18 protein-coding genes and 2 pseudogenes are annotated in these 24,925 nt (G+C 44.8%); 10 read left to right on the forward strand and 10 right to left on the reverse strand.

Annotated elements, in window-relative coordinates:
* Positions 1-202: 202 nt before the first annotated feature.
* Positions 203-1,366 (forward strand): amino acid permease, encoded by a 1,164-nt coding sequence (locus AB4486_RS05930; RefSeq protein WP_372116891.1) that lies wholly within the window; start codon positions 203-205, stop codon positions 1,364-1,366.
* A 121-nt stretch (positions 1,367-1,487) separates the two neighbouring features.
* On the opposite strand, the gene AB4486_RS05935 is transcribed toward AB4486_RS05930, so the two are convergent.
* Positions 1,488-3,467, reverse strand: coding sequence for a methyl-accepting chemotaxis protein (locus tag AB4486_RS05935; RefSeq protein WP_372116678.1), 1,980 nt, complete (start codon positions 3,465-3,467; stop codon positions 1,488-1,490).
* 495 nt (positions 3,468-3,962) lie between these two features.
* On the opposite strand from AB4486_RS05935, the gene AB4486_RS05940 reads away from it, so the two are divergent.
* Positions 3,963-4,136 (forward strand): hypothetical protein, encoded by a 174-nt coding sequence (locus tag AB4486_RS05940; RefSeq protein WP_017061661.1) that lies wholly within the window; start codon positions 3,963-3,965, stop codon positions 4,134-4,136.
* 139 nt (positions 4,137-4,275) lie between these two features.
* Entirely contained in the window at positions 4,276-4,860 is a 585-nt protein-coding gene (locus AB4486_RS05945; protein WP_017061660.1) for a TetR/AcrR family transcriptional regulator, read from the forward strand.
* Positions 4,861-4,986: 126 nt separating this feature from the next.
* Here the strand turns inward: AB4486_RS05945 and AB4486_RS05950 are convergent, their stop codons facing one another.
* Complete coding sequence (locus AB4486_RS05950) at positions 4,987-6,852, reverse strand: fructose-specific PTS transporter subunit EIIC (protein ID WP_372116680.1); 1,866 nt, start codon at positions 6,850-6,852, stop codon at positions 4,987-4,989.
* A gap of 338 nt (positions 6,853-7,190) precedes the next feature.
* Between AB4486_RS05950 and AB4486_RS05955 the strand changes: the two genes are divergently transcribed.
* Together AB4486_RS05955 and AB4486_RS05960 are read left to right on the forward strand one after the other, a co-directional pair.
* Positions 7,191-7,493 (forward strand): PTS fructose transporter subunit IIB, encoded by a 303-nt coding sequence (locus tag AB4486_RS05955; RefSeq protein WP_004732927.1) that lies wholly within the window; start codon positions 7,191-7,193, stop codon positions 7,491-7,493.
* A gap of 7 nt (positions 7,494-7,500) precedes the next feature.
* Positions 7,501-8,274, forward strand: a complete 774-nt coding sequence (locus tag AB4486_RS05960) for a PTS sugar transporter subunit IIA (protein ID WP_280544229.1) — start codon at positions 7,501-7,503, stop codon at positions 8,272-8,274.
* Between the two features lie 149 nt (positions 8,275-8,423).
* On the opposite strand, the gene AB4486_RS05965 is transcribed toward AB4486_RS05960, so the two are convergent.
* Both AB4486_RS05965 and AB4486_RS05970 read right to left on the reverse strand, forming a co-directional pair.
* Positions 8,424-10,202: a sodium:solute symporter family protein gene (locus AB4486_RS05965; RefSeq protein ID WP_372116682.1), complete on the reverse strand. Its 1,779-nt coding sequence runs from the start codon at positions 10,200-10,202 to the stop codon at positions 8,424-8,426.
* A 565-nt stretch (positions 10,203-10,767) separates the two neighbouring features.
* Positions 10,768-11,607 (reverse strand): helix-turn-helix transcriptional regulator, encoded by an 840-nt coding sequence (locus tag AB4486_RS05970; protein ID WP_372116684.1) that lies wholly within the window; start codon positions 11,605-11,607, stop codon positions 10,768-10,770.
* A gap of 379 nt (positions 11,608-11,986) precedes the next feature.
* Here AB4486_RS05970 and AB4486_RS05975 point away from each other — a divergent pair, with 379 nt between their 5' ends.
* From AB4486_RS05975 to AB4486_RS05990, 4 genes are all read left to right on the forward strand, one after another.
* Positions 11,987-13,891, forward strand: coding sequence for a fructose-specific PTS transporter subunit EIIC (locus AB4486_RS05975; RefSeq protein WP_372100890.1), 1,905 nt, complete (start codon positions 11,987-11,989; stop codon positions 13,889-13,891).
* A 93-nt stretch (positions 13,892-13,984) separates the two neighbouring features.
* Entirely contained in the window at positions 13,985-15,202 is a 1,218-nt protein-coding gene (manA, locus tag AB4486_RS05980) for a mannose-6-phosphate isomerase, class I (protein ID WP_372116685.1), read from the forward strand.
* 283 nt (positions 15,203-15,485) lie between these two features.
* On the forward strand, positions 15,486-15,926 hold the full coding sequence (locus AB4486_RS05985; protein ID WP_372116687.1) for a PTS sugar transporter subunit IIA: 441 nt from the start codon (positions 15,486-15,488) through the stop codon (positions 15,924-15,926).
* 13 nt (positions 15,927-15,939) lie between these two features.
* Positions 15,940-17,352, forward strand: coding sequence for a fructose-specific PTS transporter subunit EIIC (locus AB4486_RS05990; RefSeq protein ID WP_372116688.1), 1,413 nt, complete (start codon positions 15,940-15,942; stop codon positions 17,350-17,352).
* Between the two features lie 157 nt (positions 17,353-17,509).
* Here the strand turns inward: AB4486_RS05990 and AB4486_RS05995 are convergent, their stop codons facing one another.
* The 5 genes and pseudogenes from AB4486_RS05995 to AB4486_RS06015 form a co-directional block, all read right to left on the reverse strand.
* Complete coding sequence (locus tag AB4486_RS05995) at positions 17,510-19,015, reverse strand: putative bifunctional diguanylate cyclase/phosphodiesterase (protein WP_372116690.1); 1,506 nt, start codon at positions 19,013-19,015, stop codon at positions 17,510-17,512.
* Between the two features lie 209 nt (positions 19,016-19,224).
* A pseudogene (locus AB4486_RS06000) lies at positions 19,225-19,445 on the reverse strand (GGDEF domain-containing protein); the annotation flags it as partial.
* A pseudogene (locus AB4486_RS06005) lies at positions 19,441-19,754 on the reverse strand (LysR family transcriptional regulator); the annotation flags it as partial. The pseudogenes AB4486_RS06000 and AB4486_RS06005, both read right to left, overlap by 5 nt.
* Positions 19,755-19,950: 196 nt before the next feature.
* Positions 19,951-20,298 (reverse strand): hypothetical protein, encoded by a 348-nt coding sequence (locus AB4486_RS06010; RefSeq protein WP_133149730.1) that lies wholly within the window; start codon positions 20,296-20,298, stop codon positions 19,951-19,953.
* A 328-nt stretch (positions 20,299-20,626) separates the two neighbouring features.
* Positions 20,627-22,252: an ABC transporter substrate-binding protein gene (locus AB4486_RS06015; RefSeq protein ID WP_372116692.1), complete on the reverse strand. Its 1,626-nt coding sequence runs from the start codon at positions 22,250-22,252 to the stop codon at positions 20,627-20,629.
* 144 nt (positions 22,253-22,396) lie between these two features.
* Between AB4486_RS06015 and mpaA the strand changes: the two genes are divergently transcribed.
* Positions 22,397-23,104: a murein tripeptide amidase MpaA gene (gene mpaA, locus AB4486_RS06020; protein ID WP_372100885.1), complete on the forward strand. Its 708-nt coding sequence runs from the start codon at positions 22,397-22,399 to the stop codon at positions 23,102-23,104.
* Positions 23,105-23,512: 408 nt separating this feature from the next.
* Here the strand turns inward: mpaA and eat are convergent, their stop codons facing one another.
* A complete protein-coding gene (eat, locus tag AB4486_RS06025) occupies positions 23,513-24,910 on the reverse strand; it encodes an ethanolamine permease (protein WP_017061647.1) in 1,398 nt (465 codons plus the stop codon).
* Between the last annotated feature and the right edge of the window lie 15 nt (positions 24,911-24,925).

A 24,925-nucleotide genomic window follows, 5' to 3' on the forward strand; every position in this document is an offset into this window, starting at 1 on the left:
AAACGATAAATAAACTCACCGAGTGAATACTTAAATCAACCACACATATACACCAGAAATTCCTGCTTAAATTTTTTAGAAAAATTCAAAATTTATTAGAAATTAACCCCTAACTTTACTGAGTATTTTGTTAGTCTTGGAAACAATTATTTACAATCCAAACAAAATTTAATTGGATCGCTTGAGGTTGTTTTTCTTGAATATGAAATTATTCGGCAGTTCTTTGATTCTGTCAGGAACTGCATTAGGGGCTGGCATGCTTGCTATTCCCATGGTGTTGGCTCAATTTGGCTTCATGATCAGCTCAGTGCTGATGCTACTTATCTTTATCGGCACCACTTACTCTGCACTCCTACTGGCAGAAGCGTGTACTAAAACCAAAGACAACAGTGGCATGAGCAGTGTTGCTTACCTCACTCTGGGCAGCAAAAGTAAACACTTTATCAATGCACTTTTTTACCTACTGCTGGTGTGCATGCTCATCGCTTATATCTTGGGTGTCGGTGACATCATCCACAAGCTACTGCTCGATGTTGGTATTGATGTATCGACCTCTGCAGCTTACACAGCTTTTAGCCTATTAACGGGTGTAATTGTAGTGGCGGGCAAGTCTTACATAGACAAACTTAATCGTGGCTTATTCATCATGATGGTGGTGATGCTGTTTATTGTTATCGCGTCGTTGTTTAGCAACATTCGCCTTGATTACCTAACTCAAACCAGCAAATACACGGCCAACGACGTGGTGCAATACAGCGCAGTTATCTTTACTAGCTTTGCCTCTATGGTGGTGATCCCGTCACTGGTTATCTACAACCGTGAAGCAACTCAAAAGCAGATCCGCAATATGATTCTGCTAGGCTCAGTGATTCCATTAATTTGCTACCTAACTTGGTTATTCGCGATTATCGGCAACCTTGGCACAGACGCGATAAGCCAGTTCCACAATATCTCTGAGTTGATCTCTGCGTTCAGCGGCCAATCTGCTTGGTTGAAAGTGGTGATCGCTCTGTTCTCTGCTCTGGCCTTGGTGACTTCTTTCCTCGGCGTGTCGATGGCGCTTTACGACCAAAACAAAGATGCGGTGACCAACAACAAAGCGTTGGCTTATGCGCTAACCTTCATCTTACCTTTGGTATTAGCTGAGCTGTTCGCTAGCCAGTTTGTAAGCATGCTGGACTATGCAGGTATGGTGCTGGTGTTCCTAGCTATCTGGGGCCCACTCGCAATGGTAGTTAAGGTTCGCAGACCTGACTTCCCTCACCTACAAACCGAAGGCAGCTACACAGCAGCCGGTGGCGACACGGCATTAATGGCGACATTTGGTTTTGGTGCGTTGATTTTCGTGTCTTGGTTTATGGGGTAGATCCCCATTGAATGGACTATCTGTTGCCATTTAGAAGACAGCAGATACAAATAGCCCGTTAGTCCTGCTATTAAAAGTAGAGACTAACGGGCATTTTACTTCTTATTGGAGTGCTTGCTAGTTAGCTCTTAAACGTACTCGCAATATCTTTCAATGAAGCTGCTAACTGAGCTTGTTCTTTGGCTGTTGCAGCTATTTGCGTTGCACCTGTCGTAGATTCTGTCGACTTCTGCTCTACTGCCATGACGTTTTGAGCAATATCTTGAGTCACTACCGCTTGCTCTTCGGTAGCGGTTGCGATCTGCTCAGTCATGCTAAAGATCTCGCTCACCGATGCTGAGATAACTTGTAAGGTGTGTTCCACCTCTTTTGAATCCTCAACCGCTTTAGACGACATCTTCTGACTGTTATCAATCACATTAAACGCGGTTTGCACATCAGACTGTAACGAGCTGATGAAACCTTCAATTTCAGCTGTCGACTGCTGAGTACGCTGTGCTAACGTGCGAACTTCATCAGCCACTACCGCAAATCCACGACCTTGCTCACCCGCTCTTGCCGCTTCAATTGCCGCGTTCAATGCTAACAAGTTAGTCTGTTCAGCGACGGACTTAATCACATCAATCACACTGTTGATGTTATTACTGCTCTCGTGTAAGTGCGTGATCTTTTCCGCTAGATCATTAATTTCAGATGCCAGTTTTTCGATAGAGTGGTAAGAGTTTTGAACCGTACTCAAACCTTCTTGAGACTGCTCATCGACCAGTTTAGCGGAACTTGCTGTCTGCTGAGTTTTAGCCGCCACCTCATTTACCGTTGCTGATAACTCTTCTGTCGCCGTCGCAACCAAGCCAATTTGGTCTTGTTGTTGCACTAGCGTGTTCGAATTGTAGTGACAGGTTTGTGAGGTTTCTTCAGCGGCTGAAGCTAAGGTCAGACTCGACTGAGACAGGTTGTCGATAACGTTTGAAAACTTCTCTAGCGTTTCGTTGAGTGCCGAAGAGATCTGTCCAAGCTCGCTGTTGCCAACGAACTTAGCGCGAACTGTTAAGTCGTTGTCATTACGAACCTTAGACAACATCACTGTAAGATCTTTTACTCTCATCGTCAGGTCGCTGATCGCCTTATAGCTCACGAAGGTCGCGAACAAGGTTACCAAAGCAAACAGACCAATACTCATCATCATCGCAGACTGCGCCTCTGACATTTTTTTCTCTGTCAGTGCGATAAGCGACTCTGCTAGGCGGTTTTCTGTTTTCTTTAGCTGAACAATACGAGCGGTAGATTGCGAGAACCAGTACACAGGATCAACATCAAAACCGCTCATCTTAGATTCAGCCAAACCACGAAGCTTTTCTACTTCTGCCACCGAACGATCATTCAATTGCTGTTCAAAGAAACGAACGTTAGCTGGGTTACTCAATACCTCAAAGTTTGAGAAATAGGTATCTTGCTCAGTCACCAAAGAGATGAATTTAACCAACATGCCTGGGCCAAATTCATTTTTAGAGAAGGTATTATTTAGGACAGCACGCTCGATACCCGCTCGCTCTTTACCTTGCAAAAAGTTGTAGTAAGCGATGGTTTCAGTGGTGATGGCAGCATCAGAGCTAAGCTCAGCAATTAACGCCGATACGCTCAGCAGCTTTGCATTAAGTTGGGTGTAATAACCCAAAGCCTCAGACAGCGGAATCGATTGAGAATCGACCCGATTACGAATAGAAGTAATTTGATTTAGGCTTTGGCTTATTTCAGTGTTCAGCCGAGTGATCTGCGGTAAATCGATTTCAGCAGATTGCCAGTATTCGGTTTTCAGATTACGTCTATTATCTGCACTGGCTCTTTGTGCACGTAGTTCACTGACAAACTTAGTGCCCTGTGAGCCGATAAACCCAGCCGTCATTCCACGCTCTTTTTGTAACTCATGCACAAGTTCACTGTACACAACCGACAAACGGGTAAGTTGGTTTAATGAAGACAATTCACTGGTGGTTTCTACGCCTTTTGAAATCGCAGAAACGCTAAGCCATAGAAATCCCAAGATCGGTAAAATAAGCAAAGCGATGATTTTTTGCTTAAAAGACATATCGGTTAATTTCATTATCATTTCCCTAGCAGCTAACAAATCTTTTCAGTCATCTAACTCGCACACCCTTAATAAGATGCGCCTCAATTGTGACTGTATAATTATTCAACTTGATCAATGTGCATCAATTACCGTGACACACAGATCGCGATGCGATGAAGGTAACATTTAACCTTACAAAATTCATTGATTTACCGATAAAACTGTTAGCTAAGCGACCTAACGATACCCAAAACACATGCGACAACATTTTATTGACGTAAGCGACTGAAATCTGACACACTTTAACTACCCAAAAGGGGTAGGCCTGCACCAATTATGTGCTCAGAGAAAACGATATATTCAGAACTAACTATAGATTCAACGCTCACCAGCGATTGATTCACAACTAATCAACTCCCTATTCTGCGCTGATTAACTGTCTATTCCTCGTTAACTAAATATGTATAATGCCGAATTATCAAAGTAGAGATTCGCAATAAATATGCGACAACAACTGAGAGATATTGTATGGATTGTCCCGCTTGCGAAGAACATATCGGTTGGGAATGGGTAGAAGAAGCGGCTATTGAACCCAATGAGGAATTCGATTGTCCAGAGTGCGAAGCAACATTGATGTACACCATCGATGAAGGCACCTACTACGGCGCTCAGCACAAGACCGTAGAAGTTATTGATGATTAAGATTATTTCCTGATGATCTGGATGTTTTATTAACTCTTTGATGTTCTAAGCCTGCGCAAAGCAGCTAAACACACCTTTACTAGAACGGGCGTTCAGCATAAAATATTGAACATATGTTCAGATTAATGAAGTAGATGTTATGGCCAAGACTGCGAAGTTCGATAGACAAGATGTAGTAGATAAAGCAACGAACCTGTATTGGGAAAAGGGCTTTCATGCGACTTCTATGCGTAACCTGCAAGACGTGATTGATATGCGTCCGGGCAGCATCTACGCGACGTTCGGCAGCAAAGAAGGTTTGTTTAAAGAGACGCTTGCTCGCTATACCGAACTTGGCATCCTGAATCTGAACCGCTTCCGCAGTGAAACCGAATCGCCTATCAAAGCGTTGGAAAACTTCGTAAAACGTGCGGTTGTCGAATCGAAACAGAGCGCACCAAACGGCATGTGTATGTTGGCTAAAACGGTCGCAGAACTGACTGATGAACACGCAGAATTGTTAGCAGAAGCGAAGAAGTCACTCAAGATAATGGAAGGTGAGTTCGCCAAGCTGATTTCAGAATCACAAGAATTGGGTGAGATCAGCAAAGAGCGCGATCCGACTCAACTTGCTCGTCATGTTCAGGTTCAAATCGCAGGCCTGCGTACTTACGCCAAAACCTGTGACGATATCGATTTGCTCAACTCAATGGTTGAAGACGTATTTAAGTACCACCCTTTTTAAGGGCTGAACTTATACATTAGAAAGCGATACAAAAAGACTCCACTTTCACCTTAACCGGCCTGAGCGGAGTCTTTTTAGTTTTGATCTAGTTAACTTTATAGATGATAAACTTTGCGGTTTAAAGAGTTACACCTTTCTCATGATCAACGCCTGAGCATTAAGCATCGCTTCCTTAGTACTGACATCTAACGTTTTCACGTTCGCAAAGCGTTCTACTTCTTTAATCGCCACGTCGTGAGCAAAGATCACCAGCCTCGCCCTTTCAATATCTTTCTGCGTGATACGATTGCCTATTCCGTTGGCACCCTGCGTTTCGACTTTAATCCGAACCCCAAGATGATGCGCCGCCTTTTCTAAGGATTTCGCTGCTAAGAATGTGTGGGCAACGCCTGACGGACAAGAAGTAATCGCCAATACCTCCGCTTGCCCTTCTTCCGTTACCGAGCCACCCGTGAACTGATTAGAGTTCGCTTCGCCTTCGACCACGTTCTTTTTCAGAAGAATCACGATAAGAGCTGTTGTTAGAGCCCCCGCTAGTGTCCCGACGATATAGCCAATCTTGCCATCAACCACTGGCAATACAATCCAGCCGCCCCATGGTGCATGATTCACTACATGGAACATAAAGCCAACCACGTTACCTACAATGCCACCAGCCACAACCGCAGGCAGAACGCGCGCAGGATCGGCGGCAGCAAAAGGAATCGCGCCTTCACTGATGCCGATCATTCCCATAATGCCCGCCGCTTTACCCGCTTCACGCTCGTCTCTTTTGAATTTCTTCGGCGATAAGAAAGTCGCCAATGCCATACCTAGAGGTGGCGTACAAATCGCAATCCCGACGCCGCCCATCAACCATGGCTGAGTATTCACCTGAGTTTGGGCAAACAGCGTTGCGACCTTATTGATCGGGCCGCCCATATCAAAGGCCGTCATCGCACCCAAAATGCTACCCAACACCACTTTTCCTGAACCTGCCATGCCAGTCAGCATCTGGTTCATCTCTAGCATCACTTGGGCAATAGGAGAACCAATCACCCACATCACAGCGCCACAGGTAACAAAGGTGCCGACTAGTGGATAGATGAAGATCGAGCTCAGCGAGATCATGCTATCTGGCAGTTTGATCTTCTTGAGCAGATTCACCACAAAACCCGCAAAGAAGCCGACCACAATTGCACCGAGAAAACCGGTGTTGTATTGATTGACCGCGACCCAAGAACCAATCATACCGGGCGCTAAACCCGGTTTGTCGGCCATTGAATACGCGATGTAACCACCCAGCACGGCGGTAAACAGGGTTAACCCTGCGATGCCCATTTGTGCGATGTCAGCCAAAACGCCACTCTCAGGCACTGCGCCATGACCCGACATCATTACCGACAAAGACAAAAGCACACCACCCGCGACCACGAATGGAATCATGTGTGAGGTGCCGTATAACAAGTGTTCTTTAAGACGATTAAGAGATTGTGCCCAAGGGCTTAGTGGTTCGACATAAACTTCATGATGGCTAGAGGCGTAACTATCGAAAGGTTCAAAATTGGCTTCGAGAAACAGCTCTTGAGCTTCTTCGACCGACTCCACCGCCTTTAATTTTGTAACAAAGCCATCTTCGATAAGTCTGGTCGAAATCTGAGCTAGTACCTCGATATGGTGGTCGTCGTGGTTGTTTGGTGAAGCGAGCATAAAGAACACGTCCGACAGCTCGCCGCCGTCTGCGCCATAATCGATGCCAGATCGGCTGATACCTACCGCCACAGCTGGTTTAGCTACGGCAGTACTTTTCGCGTGTGGAATCGCAATACCATCGTCAAAGCCTGTATTACCGATGGCTTCACGCTTCCAGATATCATCAAGGAATTCACGTTTATTGGAGAGCTTACCGGCACGGTCGAGCAGTTCAACAAGCTCTTCAAATACCGCCTGTTTTGAGTCTGCTTGTAAATCTAAGCAGATGATCTCGGGCTCGATAATGTTGGTGATATCCATATGCTGCTCTGCCTCGCCTGATTTCAGACTGAAGTAATTAGTATCTGTTAACCTAGAGATAAGGTTAATAAGATGAAAAGATTAACGGTGTGAAGGCACTCAATATATAGGACGAAAGGTGCATTAACTGGATTATTGTAACCAAGAACTCAGAGTGTGACTTTCACCTTGGAATAAAAAACGCCAATCCATAAAATCCACAGAACCCATAACAATATCGCCCCTCCCTTATGCGAGCTTTCTATACTGGATTTTCCATGCAAGATAGCTTTTCCAAGGTAGCTTCTGAAAGGTAGCTTTTGTAACGTAACAGGGACGAGATTAAGCCGAGAATAATAATGAGAATTGTAGCGGTAACTGCGTGCCCTACAGGCATTGCGCACACCTATATGGCAGCTGATGCTCTAAATAAAACAGCCCCTAAGTTCAACGTTTCAATCAAGGTTGAGACGCAAGGCGCTATGGGTATTGAAAACTTACTGACCGCCCAAGATATTACCCTCGCAGACAAAGTGTTGATCGTCTCTGATATCGATATTGAACAACCAAGCCGGTTCGACCCAGCTAAAACCGTATTCATTCCCATGGAAGAGGTGTTGTTGAGTGTCGATAAAGTCTTTATTAAGCATTGTCGAACTTAAACTTTTCATGAACGAATACCAGATCACCTTCTTCGTTAACGATCCTTCCGCGAACTCACATGTCGCGCAGCCCCTTACTCGATTAGCGAAGAAGTTCAAAAGCAACATCCGCATTATCAACATCACTCAAAATCGAACGGCTGATCTCTCCAAATCCGTTGCGATGCTGCAAGTAGGTTTACTTCGTGGTGATTTGTGTCAGATAACCGCGGTTGGGATTGATGCGGAGCTGGCCTGTTTCGTTCTCAAAGATGTAATTGCTGAGCATTACGACATGGTTGGTTCACAAGTGAACCATGAATTCTCGAAAGATCTAATCCAGCGTATGCCGCAAATATGCCCGCCCTGTGACATCAAGTGGCACCATGCCAAAGCACAAACTCAACTGACCAAATTTGAATGCTTGAAAGGCCTCGCTCACCTTGTTTATCCAGAAGACCCAGATGAACTAATTCTGGCATTCATTAAGCGAGAAGAACGCTCGTCTACGTGCGTGTCACCGGGTATCGCCTTGCCGCATGTGATGTTTGAATCGACTCAAGATCTCTCAATTGCCGTTATTGTCAGTGACGACCCGATTGACTGGGCATCACGTATTGGCGAAGTGCATGTAGCCATTGCTTTGGTATTGCCAACCAAGCCACAGCGTGAGCACATTGTGGCGGCGACCAACCTAACTCGAAACCTGCTTCACGATCAGGTCAATGAACGTCTGCAAAAGACCCGAAGCAGTGTCGACCTGCAAGCCCTGTTGATGTACATCTCTTCTCGTCTGATTTAATTCATCTCACCCTTTTAAGTTCAATTTCTTATTCAGCTAAGTTGCTCACTCCATTGGTTATAATCCCAATTGCTCACACAATAAAAAACGGCTGAGCAATTACGCTCAGCCGTTCTATTCTAAATTGCTTATCTTGTAGGTTTAGTTACTCAAGCCGTTTTTTTCGCTTGTTTCGCATCCTCAACCGAGTCGTCTACAGCTTTCACTAACAGTAGACCAACGATAAACACGATACCGCCACACAGTACGAACATCATTCTTCCCCAAAATGGGTTTGGTAGAGCAAACATCGCCATCACAGCTACACCAGACACTGCGATCAATGAACCCAGCATGTGACGTTGTTTGTTATCCAGTTTCTTCTGCGCGGTTGATTCAGAAACCAAAGGCGTCGATAGGTTAGTGAAGAAGGTATCAACATCTTTCTGACGAGACGCTTCCAGTGGTTTATAGAACAAAGTCGAAAGAAGAAAGAAGCCGCCTGTAAACGTTAAGTGAGCAATCAGACCTACCGCTACTTTCAAATCAGACCATTCACGACCTGTTAGCGGCTCTAGGTTGAACCAATTTTGTAGCATTTCAGCGGTAATCACGAAGCCTACGATGTAAGACACAATCGCGCCAACCACTAACGTGCCCCAACCTGCCCAGTCCGGAGTCTTCTTAATGAAGAAGCCACAGAATGCTGGAATCGTCATTGGGAAACCGATTAATGCACCTACGTACATCATGGTGTCGAACAAGCTCAAGCCTTTCAATGAATTGATAAACAGTGCGATAAGGATGATAGCGACACCGAAAACCGAAGACATCAACTTAGATACAACCATCAACTCTTTCTCTGTCGCGTTTGGACGAAGAATCGGTTGGTAGAAGTTGATTACAAAGATACCTGAGTTACGGTTTAAGCCTGAGTCCATAGAAGACATGGTTGCTGCGAACATTGCTGCGATTAGAAGCCCCACCATACCCGCTGGCATGTATTGCTCTACGAAGTAAAGGTAAGCGAAGTCGCCTGCTTTAGAACCTGCGTCTGGGTAATGTGCTGCAAGGTCAACGCCTTGTCCTGCTACAAACCAAGGTGGCATGAACCAAATGATTGGACCAATTGTCATCAGAATACACGCCAACAGCGCCGCTTTCTTCGCGTTCTTAGAGTCTTTTGCCGCTAGGTAACGGTAAGAGTTCAACATATTGTTGGTGATACTGAACTGCTTGAAGAAGATGAAGAATGCCCAGATTCCGAAGATGCTTACATAGTTCAGGTTGTTACCAGAAACAAATGATGCGCCTTCTGCTACAGGGAAATCGTTGATGATTTCAGTCACGCCGCCACCTTGCACGATAGCCACAGCAGCACATGTTACGGTTACTGCCATGATGATAACCATCTGCATGAAATCAGACGCGATAACCGCCCATGAACCGCCCGTTACCGACATCACTAGTACAACAAGACCAGTTAGAACGATAGTGGTTGTCATATCGAAGCCAAAGATACCCGATGCGATAATCGCCAAGCCGTTAAGCCAGATACCCGCAGAAACAATACTGTTCGGCATGCCAGACCAAGTAAACACTTGCTCGTTGAAGCTACCAAAACGCATACGAATCGCGTCAATTGGCGTTACCACGCGTAGTTGACGGAATTTCGGAGCGAAGTACAGGTAGTTCATCAGGTAACCAAATGCGTTCGCTAGGAAGATAACCGCGACAGCCATACCATCGGCATACGCTTTACCCGCTGCGCCAGTGAAGGTCCAAGCACTGAACTGAGTCATAAACGCAGTTGCGCCAACCATCCACCAAAGCATGTTACCGCCCCCGCGGAAATAGTCACTGGTTGTACTGGTGAACGTTCTAAACATCCAACCTATTGCGATAAGGAAAAGGAAATAAATTCCTACGATCAGAGTATTGAGTTCCATGTATAAGTCTTCTTTATGATGAATATCTGAAGAGCATATTATCTATTGAATTTTTAATTTGTAGTATTATAAGTCAAGGTTGTGATGGGGCGTATAAACCTGAATATTTGATTTCGAGGCATGAATTACACGTTAGTAAATAAAGAACAATCCAACGGAAAGTAAACATTTAAAATCAATAACTTAAAAACATTTCAATCAGTAATCTGGACAACAATAACAAGATTTTATCGTCTCGATAAGTGGTTTTTAATTTACTTAGCATTCATTAAATGCATCGCATTAATACATCAACTCTCACACGTTTAATTCAATAAATAGGCAACGAAAAATAATAAGCAACTCGCAAAGCGAACCCGTAATGTTATTAATTGGGGTTATTTAGTGAAACGGGATAAATAGAAATCGTGCCTAAAGATAAGGTTGGGAAATAAGGTGTAGAAATAAACGGCAGAGGAGAACACAAAGCAAATTGATCACCACAACACAGAGCTCACTGTGGTGATCTAGTCATACAAATTTCGGTCGTATAAGCTCTGGTCAAAAATGGCAATTTGAAGGGATATTAGATTGAACCACGATATTCAGTCGGGGTTCTTCCGGTGCGGTTTTTGAATACTCGGCAGAAGTAATTCACATCCTTAAAGCCACAACGTACCGACACTTCATTGAGCTTGAAATTGTATTTCTTGAGCATGAACTTGGCGCGGTCGATTCGCACACGTGTAATGTATTCAGCCAGCGTCATGTGGCCTTGTTGACGAAACATTCGCGACAAATGGTTGGATGAAATACTAAAGCGCAAAGCGATGCTGTCTCGCGTGATCTGGCGGTGGAAATTCTCTTGGATATAGATACAGATCCCTTGATACACATCCTGTACGCGGCTGTGAGACTTCTCGACAGGCGCATCCAGCATCGTCTTGCTGTATTGAAGCAACGCTTGCAGCAATAATTCATCCATCGGCTGCTTGTTGCTCTCGCGCGCTAACGAGCTGAGCGCCTCCAAAATATTATCAATCGCAAAGCCAGAGCGAGTCTGAATACTATGCTTTTGGATATCGTAGAAGCTCTCTTCCCCTTTGCGCTTGCTCACCAAGCTTAAACCAAGCTGACGACGCCCAAACAACATACTCAGTACCGAACAATCAGTATCCCAGTTCGGCTTGTTCCAACAGTTAGGCGGGATGAAAATCGCATCCCCTGCTTTCGCAACAACATTGGTGATCTTGCGATCATGACTCTCCATTTCATTAATATACTCACCGTCGAGCACCAGCTCTAAACGCGGAAAGTTCACCTGATAACTGAATGCTGAAGGCGTGTGAAAATCTCCCGCAAACCAGATGTTATGAAACGGTTCTCGCTCGTTTAATACCGACGAGATTAGTTCATGAAATATCATTGTTTCGAACTCTTATAAGCAGCAATAAGGCTACGGGAATAGATATACTCCTTAGTGAAACATAGCGCTATTGAGCAAAATCACAATTTGAGATCTAGGTTACAAAAATCCAGTAGTGGAAATAAATCTCCAGTCTAAGGCCAGATTTAGAACACTGTTATCATGATAGAAAAATCAATCTAAGCCCTTATCAATAAAAGCGTTATAACCTCATAAAAGCTGTCAACACTCCCCCAAACAGGCACTCCTAACCGATCAAAATCACACTCCATTTATAAGGCAACAATCATCCAGTAAATGCATTTTTTCTTCACTACAGAAGGCAAGCCGTAGATTCCAGAATACCCCTAACAAAATAAAAACAGAGTAGGGGTTCATTATGATCACGACATTGATCAATCAAGATTTGATTAAGCTTTCGCTTAGCGCTAATTCAAAAGAAGACGTATTTAAAGAGCTGATAGACGTGCTGTACGCACAAGGCCGTATTTCAGACAAAGCACAGTTTCTTGCCGACATTAAGGCTCGTGAAGAACAAGGTAATACTGGGTTTGAAGAGGGCATCGCACTGCCACACGCAAAAAGCGCTGCGGTGATCAAACCCGCGGTTGTTATCGGCGTCCACAAGCAGGGTATCGAATACGGCGCCGATGACGGTCAGCCATCAAAACTGTTCTTCATGATTGCGTCTCCAGATGGCGGCGATGATCACCACATCGAAGTACTGGCAGAGCTTTCTTCAAAACTGATTGAAGAAGGCTTTATCGAAAGCTTCATGAATGCTCAATCTGAACAAGAAGCATTAGAACTACTGCTTAGCAAACCTGAGCCTTCAGCAACCGAAACCAACGTTGAGAAACAAGGCTTCATCATTGGTGTGACAGGCTGCCCAGCTGGCGTTGCGCACACTTATTTGGCAGCTGAAGCGCTAGAGAAAGGAGCGGCGGCTCTTGGCTACGACATCAAGGTCGAAACTAACGGTTCTATTGGTGTTAAAAACAGCCCGACTCAAGAAGAGATCGAACGCGCCGACGCGATTGTCGTGGCTTGTGATAAACAGGTCGACATGGCTCGCTTTGCCGGAAAACGCGTCATCAGCACCAACGTAAAAGCACCAATCAAAGACGCACAAGGCTTGATTAAGCAAGCGCTCAACGCACCTAGTTACCAAGCTGAACAAACGCCGACCAACCAATCTGTTGTAGAAAAAGCCTCACAAGCACGTTCAGACCTTTATCGTTACTTGATGAATGGCGTATCTCACATGATCCCATTCGTAGTGACTGGCGGTCTTTTGATTGCCCTAGCACTAGCCATTGGTGGCGAGCCTAGTGAATCTGGCATGGCGATCCCTGCTGGCAGCATGTGGAACCAAATCCTCGAAGTGGGCGTGGTTGCCTTCACATTGATGATCCCAATCTTGGCTGGCTACATTGCTTACGCGATTGCCGACCGCCCTGCCCTAACCCCTGGCTTGATTGGTGGCTGGATTGCTAACAACGGTTCTTTCTATGGCGCTGACGCAGGTACAGGCTTCATTGGTGCAATCATCGCCGGTCTATTGGTGGGTTACTTCGTTAAATGGATTACTTCGTTTAACTACCACAAATTCGTTCAACCGCTTGTGCCTATCATGATCGCTCCGATCACTGGTTCTCTATTCATCGCGGGTCTGTTCATCTTTGTTATCGGTGCACCTATAGCAGGGCTGATGGATGCGCTTACTGCACTACTAACGAGCATGAGCACAGGCAACGTGGTTCTACTAGGCATCGTACTGGGTGGTATGGCTGGTTTTGATATGGGCGGCCCATTCAACAAGGTGGCATTCCTATTCTCGGTCGGCATGATTGCCAGCGGTCAAACTCAATTCATGGGTGCTATGGCGTGTGCAATCCCTGTGGCTCCACTGGGTATGGCTATCGCAACCAGACTTGGCCGCAAGTTCGACCTATTCGAATCTTCTGAAATCGAAGCGGGTAAAGCAGCAGGCGCGATGGGCTTAGTGGGTATCTCTGAAGGTGCAATTCCTTTCGCGGCTCAAGATCCGATGTCGGTTATCCCTGCCAACGTGCTTGGCTCAATGACTGCAGCGGTTATGGCGTTCTCGTTTGGTATCACCAACAGCGTTGCCCATGGTGGCCCAGTTGTAGCTCTGTTAGGTGCAATGAACTACCCAATGTTGGCACTGCTGTGCATGGCATCAGGTGCGGGCGTAACTGCGGTGACTTGTATCGCGCTTAAAAATCTACGCAAAGCCAAGCTAACGACAGCAGCGGCTTAAGCCATTTCAACTCCAATGGCTTGAGCCCTTCTAAGCTCGTATTTCAATAAATCGAGTAGAGCTCAAGCCATGTTTCCCTACATGGTGATTTCGATGTCTGATTTTTCTTTAGCGAACGATTCGTTCGTACAACGCTTTTTCTACCCTATGACCAACGTGATTCAAAACTACGCATGGGGTAGCCCTTCTTCGTTCAGCCAACTGTTTGGTATTGATAACCAGTCTGGTGAGCCGCAAGCGGAGATCTGGATGGGCGCTCATCCTAATGGTTGTTCGATGGTCACTGACAATGGTCAGCAAACCACGTTGTCGAACCTTATTTCGAAGAACCTAAACCTGTTTCTAAGTGAGAAAATAGCAAGTCGATTTGGTGAACTACCATATCTATTCAAGGTGTTAGCAGCAGAGAAAGCGCTGTCTGTTCAAGTTCACCCGAACAAGCAACAAGCGGAATCTGGGTATGCTCTAGAAGAGCAGCAAGGCATTCCGATGACAGCAGGCAATCGTAATTACAAGGATGCCAACCACAAGCCAGAACTGGTGTATGCCCTAACTGACTACACCGCGATGAATGGTTTTAGATCAATCAGCGAGATCCTTGAGCACTTCCATTACCTTGATATTCCAGAGCTGCATTCGATGGTCAACGACCTGCAAGGCGATCAAACTCCCAATGGATTAGCGAGCTTCTTCGCGAGCTTATTGTCTTTACAAGGAGAACAAAAAGGCATGGCGCTGACCATGTTGCTGATGAAGGCGAAGCTTTCAGATACACCTGTGTTCCAGTTGATTTCAGAACTGGAAGAGCAATATCCTGGTGATGTCGGGTTGTTTGCTCCACTGCTATTGAACGTGATCACCCTAAAGCCCGGACAAGCGATGTATCTGGATGCCGAGACACCGCACGCTTACATTAAAGGTACGGGCTTAGAAGTGATGGCGAATTCAGACAATGTACTCCGCGCAGGGTTGACGCCTAAGTACATGGATATCAATGAATTAGTCTCTTGTACTCAATTCAATGAAAAGCCTGCAGATAGGCTACTGCTCAGCCCTATTGAGCAAGGTGATGTGATGGAATACCAAATTCCAGTCGAGGATTTTAAGTTCTCTATCGTACAAAATTCGCAGCAACGACAGATCACAACCGAAGGCGCCGAGATCCTATTACCACTCGATGAACCCATGGTGCTAACTCATCAATGTGGTGAAACCTGCGTAATAGAGAAAGGCCAATCGGTGTTCATTCCAGCTTACGCAGAGAGCTACAAACTGGATTGCGTTGGACGCGTGGCGCGTGCTTACAGCTAGCTCTATCAAGTAAATCTAGCTCTCCCGAGTAGATACAAACACTGATAATGCCCTGCTTTGCGGGGCATTTTTGTTCCTACAGCTTTTTTCTTCCTACAGAAAGTTATTTCAACACCGAAATACACCATCAAATATGACTCATCTCACACTGGATGAATGATGCAAATCACACTTAATTTTGCTTGGTACAAATGTACAGTGAAGGGCTTTTATTTGCTATTTCGCGAATCGGGTTAATCCATTAATTTTAATTCAAGAACTTCAATAGTGAATGAGTTAATAAATGATCACACAGCTAACTAACGTCAACTTAATTAATAACAACCTTCAAGCGAATAATAAAAAAGAACTGTTTGAAGAATTGGCAGGCATGTTATTTGGAAACAACCGAATCAGTAATAAAGAAGCCTTCTTGGCAGACATCGAAATTCGTGAATCTCAAAGCATTACCTCAATGGACGGCATCGCTTACCCACACTCAAAAAGCAAGGCTGTAACTGAGCCGGCGATTGCTGTCGGTGTTAAGCGTGAAGGCATTGAATATGGCGATGAAGACGGCATTAACCCAACCGTGTTTTTTATGATTGCCTCACCCGACAACGGTGCTGACCATCATATTTATGTACTACAAGAATTATTTGGAAAATTCAGCGATGAATTTATTCAAGATATCCATAACGCAAAAGACGAACAACAAATCCTTAATATTTTAATTAATTCATAAGGCGTAGAAAATTATGAGCACCCTAACAACTCAAGCTACGAATACCAATAATAAAAACAGTAGTAGCGACTTTAAAAAAACCCTTAGTACCATGAAAGGCCACCTGCTTTTCGGAACCTCACACATGCTACCTTTCATCGTAGCCGGTGGTGTTCTGTTGGCGTTAGCGGTAATGGCATCAGGCAAAGGTGCTGTACCTGCAGTCGGCTTGCTGGCAGACATCTCTAATATCGGTATCAAAGGCCTTGTTCTTTTCCCAATCATTCTTGGCGGCTTTATTGGTTACTCAATTGCAGACAAACCAGCACTTGCTCCTGCGATGATCTCTTCTGGCATCATGGCTGACATGGGTGGTGGCTTCCTTGGTTGTATCGTGGCAGGCTTTATCGCCGGTGGCGTGGTGTTCCAACTTAAGAAGATCCCGCTTTCTGCAAACATGACGGCGCTAGGTGCGTACTTTATCTACCCGCTTCTAGGTACGTTAATCTCTGCAGGTATCGTACTGTGGGGCATCGGTGAGCCAATCAAACTGTTCATGTCTTCAATGAACGAGTTCCTAGCTTCAATGGCTGGCGCATCTAAGATGGTTCTGGGCACGATCCTTGGTGGTATGACGGCGTTTGATATGGGCGGCCCTATCAACAAAGTAGCGACCCTATTTGCTCAAACTCAAGTAGACACGCAACCTTGGCTAATGGGCGGCGTAGGCATCGCGATTTGTACACCACCTCTAGGCATGGCACTGGCGACTTTCCTATTCAAAAACAAGTTCTCTAAACAAGAGCAAGAAGCAGGTAAAGCAGCAGCAATCATGGGTTCTATCGGTATCTCTGAGGGTGCTATCCCATTCGCAGCAAATGACCCAATGCGCGTACTTCCTTCAATCGTTGCCGGTGGTATCGTGGGCTGTGTGTTTGGCTTCATGACAGACGTTCTACTGCACGCACCGTGGGGCGGCCTAATCACTGCGCCAGTATCAAGCAACATTCCAATGTACGTCGTCGGTATTGCGCTTGGCTCACTAACCACAGCCGTTATCGTAGGCTTCTGGAAACCGGTAGCGGTAGAAACAGAAGAATACATGGTTGAAGCACCAGTACAAGCTCAAGTGGCACCTGTAGCAGGCGAAGGCGAGTACGACATCGTAGCTGTAACATGTTGCCCTTCAGGTGTTGCACACACCTTCATGGCAGCGAAAGCACTAGAGAAAGCAGGCTTAGCCGCAGGCCTTAAGATTAAGGTAGAAACTCAAGGTCAAAACGGTATTCAGAACCGCATCAGCGACCTAGATGTAGCGAACTCAAGACTGGTTATCTTAGCTCACGATATTCAAGTGAAAGACGCTCACCGCTTTGCTAATGCGAACGTGATTGAGTGTTCAACCAAGGAAGCAATGAAGAAAGCCGCGACTATGGTGGCTATCTAAAACCTGAAACAAGTTAGAAGATAAAATTACTACCCCCTAGTAACTAAAATCCCCATTCGGCTAGTCAACGAATGGGGATTTCTTATAGTTGGGCCAACAGCATCCTTCTCGATACAAGTCATCTGTATCTCTGTCGCCTAGATGAAAAAGTATTAAGTTATGTTGTTGAACATAGTTCTATTTCAGAGGTGAGACTTTCTTTCAACTGTTTATATGGCATCGGGTAGCCCAGATAATAACCTTGGGCTTGTTCGCAATTTAACGTTTTCAAAATTGACAGTTGTTGAGCATTTTCAACCCCTTCAGCCACTACACTAATGCCAAACCCTCGCGCTATATCAATGATACCAGACGTTATAGCTCTCGAACGATAATCATCTTCTAACCCACTGATGTAACTGCGATCGACTTTGATTTCATCTACATCCAATTTGCTAAATATACCAAAAGACGTGTAGCCAACACCGAAATCATCTATCGAAAAGGACACCCCTTGTTTTTTTAACTTCTGAACAGCGATTGCACACTGATCTATATCTTTCAAAATAGCGGTTTCAGTGATTTCAAGACAAAGTAAGCGAGCAAACTCGGGATCCTTTCGTAGATATTCATCCAGATGGTTCATGTCATCAACGCTATTTAGCTCTACCGCTGAAATATTGACCGAGACACTATTAAGCTCATTCCCTAGCAAGCCATTAGCCCTAAGTTGTGACGCAGTCTTCTCTAGAACTAACGTAGTCAAATCACGACAAAAATGATTCTCTTCTGCTAGCGCGACAAAGATATCCGGTGAAACGACACCATAGCGCTCATGCGTCCAACGAGACAACACCTCCACACCTGCGACGAGTCTACTTTCAATGTTGAATTTAGGCTGAAACACAATATCAATCGCTTTGTCATCAATCGCTTTACGTAATTCTTGCACCATTTCTTGACGTTGACGTTCAAGCTCAGTGAGTTTTGGGTCATGAAATTCAATCGTGTCCTTGCTTTTCTTTGCTTCAGTTAAGGCGTGGGTAGCAGATGCCATGAGTTGCTTGGCATTATTCCCATCCGAGGGGAATAGAGCAGCGCCAATACAGCAAGTGGCATTAATATTATAACGATAAGCACACTGGTTAAATCTACGATGTACGAGGGCAATGTAGGATTCAATATGTTCCGTATGGTTGAGTTTAACCAAGCACGCGAAACCATCTGAGTGCACTCGTGATGAAAGCGGTTGATGCTCTATAGGAAGTTCAATAGATCGTGCGATATCTTTTAAAAATGAATTAGTATTCTCGAATCCGATCTGGTCAGCGACAGATTTGAAGTTATCAATGTCTAATAAGAAGAGGACATAATGGTCACTGGCTTGAGAATTTTTCAGTCTTTTATTTAAATATCGATAAAAGACTGAAGGGCTATGAAGTCCAGTCACACTATCAAGATCGTTAGCGTCCTCTAAATCTCGATTATTTTTCTGGACCATTACCCATAATAAAATAGACGTTAGAATGATAAAGATCAGACCTTTGACTGTCTGAGCTAAGGCATGTTCGTGTAAATTATTTGATAGTGACTCAACTGCGAGATCAGAGAATAAAACCCATAATGATGACAGTATTAAGTAACTGAATACTATGTTGACCGGATATCGTTTTGTCTTATTCATTGTTAACTGTTATCTCTCAATCGAATGTGTCATGACTTATATGTTATAAATTGCTCATAACGTAGCACCAACATAAATCGCAATCTACCGCTCGCGTTTTTATTTTTGACTTTTATTTACCGATTTTCGTCATCACTTTGCGCGACGAAAACCTTTTAGGGCTAAAACATGCCAAAAACAATTTGTGTGGATGTTGGCTCTTAGTCAAACTAAGAGCTGCAGATCGCTTTTGTTGATGCCGGGTATGACTCTTCAATCACAATTGTATTTCGTCCTTTTAGCTTTGCTTGATAAAGCGCGCGATCGCACAGTCTTTCCACTTTTCCTTTTCTGATAGCAAGCTAATACCAAAACTAGACTTAATTGTTAGAGTTGGTTGTTGCTCAAGTTTGATCTTCTGAATTGTTGAGCGTAATTTATCTGAAAGGGCTCCACACCAGTTGCCAATGTTCTTGAAACAATCGCTCGCAATGAGTGTCTTCGCTTTCGACCTTGCCGTTGGTCAGCTCGATATCGACATTCTGACAAGGGTTAGTTGATGGCCAGTCCACCAGCTGAATATTAAGCCTGATAAAAGAGTATTTTTTATAAAAGGATGGCAGGCGAGGAAGGTTTCTAAACTTTTGAGCTGTTGGCTAACCGCCGCTTGCGTGACACAAAGCTCTCGGGCAGCCGCGCCAATGGAACCCAGACGAGCAACAACTTCGAACGCAACAAGAGCGCGTAGAGAGGGTAACATGGCTTCACCTGATTGAAATAAAAGTGAAAAATACTTCAATCAGGTTTCAGTTTTTGCGGTTACCGTTACAGATTAATGACGAAGGGACGTTGATTCAATATTTATGATCACCGTCCCTTTGCTTCTATCTCTTATTTTTATTGATATGTCAGAGGCTCTATTACTCAGTGATGTAGAGATTTTTAGAATAGGTTTACTATTTAACCTCAAGGGTATGATTGTTTGTATGCCCTGCTGTGCCTATTGCATCTACGGTACTAATGAAGCTTTCGAATCCAGATGGGGAATCCATATAGTCAAAATATTTCTGAGCTCCTAGCTCAATAAACATCTTACAAGAGTCATTCTCCTCTATACCTCTAGCTTCAGCCTCTTCCATAATATGAGCTAAAGCTTCTGTATTTTTGCTCGCATAAGCCACACCGAAAGCCTCACACAATTGACTATCTGTGATGCTCACAAGATCTTGAGGTATTTTAGGCTGAGGTACTGAAGAACAACCAAATAATGTTCCAAGCGTAATTAGTAATAGGGATTTTTTCACAACAACCTCAGTCAGTAGATATAGATTATATTGAATGTTTTTCGTGTAACTATGAGCTAGGAAGGATGCCATACAAAAACAAGTCAATCGGTTATACACAAAATAACCCTTGGTTATATGCGATAATAATCAATCTCCTACTGTTTATTCTCCTTTCTGAAACTTAAGGTTGTACATATTGAAATATTCAGGGAGCTTAGTGTTACGAAATCAAACATTAATCCTGTTAAATTAATGACGAAGGGACGTTGATCAGATATTTATGATCAACGTCCCTTTTCGCTATTTCATGTTTTTAGCGGTGTGTCGCTGCGTGAATCAAACGCAATTACTCTGTGATATAAAGATCCTTAGAGTAGATACGTCCTTCAACGTTGTTCTTCGCAAAGCCGCCAACACTTGGTCGCACTAGGCGAGCCTGCATGTAGTAGTAAATCGGCGCGATAGGCATATCTTCAGCCAACAACTGTTCTGCTTGATCATAGAAACCTTGGCGATCTTGTTCACTGGTTGCAGCTAAGGCGCTGTCCATTGCTGCGTCGTACTTGTCGTTATTGTAACGCGCAAAGTTACCCGAAGAACCAGAGCGCAATAGGCTCAAGAAGGTTGATGCTTCGTTATAGTCACCACACCAAGAGGCGCGCATTACATCGAAATCACCTTGGCGACGTGACACCAAGTAAGACTTCCACTCTTGGTTTTCAAGCTCAACTTGTGCACCTAAGTTGCCTTTCAGCATTGATGCAATCGCCACTGCTATGGACTTGTTCGATTCACTGGTGTTGTAAAGCAGTTTGAAGTCCAACGGATTAGACGCATCGTAGCCCGCTTCTTTCAGTAGCTCTTTTGCTTTTTGATCACGCTCCTTCTGAGTCCAAGTACTGTATTCAGGTTGTGTCGCATCAAAACCAGCCGTGTACTCATGAGCAAAGGTATAAGCCGGTAAGTTGCCCACCTGAGTAACACCATTGGTGATAACGTCACGCATCATGGAATAAGAGACAGCCTTACGGACTCGTGCGTCATCGAATGGTGGTCGCGTAGTATTGAATGCGTAGTAGTAAGTACACAGCAGAGGCACTGTGGTAAACGCATCTTGGTATTTGCTTTTAAGCTGCTGCGCCATGTGTGTAGGCACGTCCGAAGTAATATCGACCTCGCCCACTGCATAACGGTTAATCGAGGCATTCTGATTCTCAAACGGAATATAAGTTACTTCGGTTAAGTGAGTATCTGAACTGTCCCAGTATTTTGGGTTCTTCTTCAGTTCAATGCGCTCGTTCACCACCCACTCCTCTAGCACAAATGCACCATTCCCAACAAATTGCTTAGGATCGCTCCACGGCTTGTCACTACTTTCTAGGGTTGCTTTGTGCACTGGCATCATGGATGTGTGGCCCGTCATCGCCACAAAGTAAGGCACTTTACTATCGAGTTCGAATTTCACCGTGTGTTTATCGACTGCAGAGATACCTAACTCTTCAACTGGCTTTTTGCCTTCGGCTACGTCAGCGATATTGTTGATTTGAGTAAGCTTTAGGTACCACACATTTGGCGATGCCGTTTTAGGGTCTACCGCGCGTCTTATCGCATACACGAAATCATCGGCCGTCACCGGATCGCCATTCGACCATTTCGCGTCTTTACGTAGGTGGAATACAAACGTCTGGTTGTCTTCGGTTTCCCAAGACTGTGCAACACCTGGGGTGATATTGCCATCGCGATCTTGAATCACTAAACCTTCAAATAGGTCACGTAGAATGTGCATTTCTGGCAGGCCTTCTGCTTTCGCAGGGTCAAGCGTCGCCGCTTCTGCATCGTTAGCACGAACTAAATGTTGTTCTTTCGCCAGAGAAGTTCCCGCAGGCAATGTGTCAGCAACGGCAGTTACTGAGATAAAAGGGGTCAATAGAGATGAAATGAGTAAAGCCGTTGAATGTTTCTTAAAATCCATATGTTTTTGCTCTCCTAGCCTATCTTTGAAGCAAGTAATAAAATTAACAATGCGACTGTTGACGAGTTTTAACGCTTTAGTTTATTTAAGTAAGTTTGTGTAATCGTTAATACTTGATAGTACTTGATCAATCAGGAGATAAAGGTGAGTTCAATTCCAAGAACAGAAAGAGCTGCATTTTCAATAAAGCCGCTAACATATGGAAAGTCAGTATTGGGCGCACCCTTGCTCTATTTCCCCGCGCAAGTAGAAAGCGAATCTCGCGGGCTGATCTTAGCAGGCACGCACGGTGACGAAACCGCTTCTATCGCAGGTTTGTCTTGTGCACTAAGAAGTTTGCCAGCCGCCAACTTGCGACACGATGTGATTCTGTCTATGAACCCAGATGGCAATCAATTAGGAACACGTGCCAACGCAAACCAAGTCGACCTGAACCGTGCCTTCCCAACTCAAAATTGGACAGCAAACGGCACTGTCTATCGCTGGAGCTCCCACACACCAGTCAGAGATGTAAAAGTGAAAACCGGCCAAGCCGAACAACTTGAACCTGAAGTGCAGTCCCTCATCACACTCATTGAACAGCGTAAGCCAAAATTCGTCATCTCTTTCCACGAACCTCTCGCCATGGTCGATGACCCAACCCAATCGGAGCTTGCCACTTGGCTAAGCAAACAATTCAACCTACCGCTCGTTGAAGACGTGGATTACGAAACCCCAGGCTCATTCGGCACATGGTGTCAGGAAAGAAACCTGCCATGCATTACCGTAGAACTTCCGCCAGTTTCTGCGGATTTAACTATAGAGAAGTATTTGGATGCGTTTGTGGCAGTGTTGGGGTGTGAGGGAAATTAGTCTGGAGTAGGCTACATATACACATGCGAACAGTAATTCATCCTAATTACTAGTGAATCATATATTCCGTCTACTGAATCAATCCCATTCATAATCTATGCCGAATTCTTCCTTTGCATCATTTCAACTTATCTTTAGAGAAAGGCAATCGACATGATTAGCGCGATGAAAACTTCACTATCAATGAACTTCGGGGCTCGTCGCTATGAATCTAACTAGTTATAAAAAATCATGACAAGTGTCTGGACAAAAACGTTCCAAGAAAATGATCCTAAAACGGCACTATTTCTAAATTAATATTTATCGTTAGAGGTGATGGCGATTGGGGTTTACACGCAAGTTACTACAAGTAGTGTAATAAAGGCTCCTGCAAAGCACTAGAGCCTTAAATACCATTAGAAATTGAATCTAATTAGTAGCCTCAAGCTCTTTCTCTGCAACCGACAGCATCTCAAACTCTTCCTCAGCGGTCGATGCGACCAATTTATTACGGCTATATAGGCCATAATAAGCACCACCAATCACAAAGAGTCCCATAGTCATAAAGAATGCAGATGGGTCAAAAGCATAAACACCCGTCATTGCAATAAGCGACAGCACTAGTGAAGTGCCGGAAGTCAGCATGCCACCCGGTGTTTTGTATGGACGGTGAAGCTCTGGTTGCTTGATACGCAACAATATATGACTAAGCGACATTAATGCATAAGACACTGTCGCCCCCACTACCGCCATCGCCAAGATCAGGTCGCCTTCTCCGGTCAATGACACAGCAAAACCAAACACACCCGGCACCACTAAAGCACGAGCAGGCACTTTGTTTTTGTTTGTAAGCGACAAGCTTTGAGGCAAGTAACCCGCACGAGACAATGCAAACACTAAGCGGCTATAACCGTAGATAATCGAGAAGAATGAAGCAATAAGTCCTGCAAGTCCTAGTATATTAACAGCCGTTGCAACGGTTGGATTACCGGTCAACTTCAAGGCATCGACTAGAGGAACGGCACTATTCGCAATCGCTTCAGAACCCACAGCGCCCGCAAGCAGCAGAACGACTAAGGTAGCGGTGACCAGTAAGAATAGCATTGCGCCGATAATGCCTTTGGGTACATCCTTGGCCGGGTTTTTCGCCTCTTCAGCAGCCAATGGAACCCCTTCTACCGCAAGAAAAAGCCACATTGCAAACGGTAGTGCCGCCCATACACCATACCAACCAAAAGGAAGTAGTTCTGTGGCTTGTGCGGTTGCCGGAGCGATATCAAACAGATTATTAGCATCAAACTCACTAACCAATACGCCTGCTGTCATAAGAATTGCTAGTACGGCTAACCCACTGATGACCATCATGACTTTCAGAGCTTCTCCTACCCCTGCCATATGAATACCGATAAAGATGGCATAAAAGATCGCGTAAACAAGAGGACCATCGATACCCATTAGTTCATTCACCGCTGAGCCAATAAAAATGACAATCGCGGCAGGTGCAAGGGCATACTCAATTAAGACGGATAAGCCGGTAAAAAATCCCCCCGTTGGTCCCATGGCTTGTCGAGCAAAACTATAGCCACCTCCTGCAGCGGGAATAGCCGCAGACATCTCCGCCAAAGAAAGGACAAGGGTAAAGTACATCACCGCCATAGCAATTGCAGCAATAAGAAAGCCTCCCCAGCCAGCTTGACCGATACCAAAGTTCCAGCCTGCAAAGTCACCAGAGATAACGTATGAAACGCCTAACCCTGCTAGCAAAATCCACCCAGCAGTGCCCCTTTTAAGTTGTCTTTGCGCCAAATATTCCTGATGTTCTGACATTGTAAATCCCTCTAT

It is taken from the genome of Vibrio sp. 10N.222.55.C6 (assembly GCF_041473395.1).
Classification (GTDB): domain Bacteria; phylum Pseudomonadota; class Gammaproteobacteria; order Enterobacterales; family Vibrionaceae; genus Vibrio; species Vibrio crassostreae_C.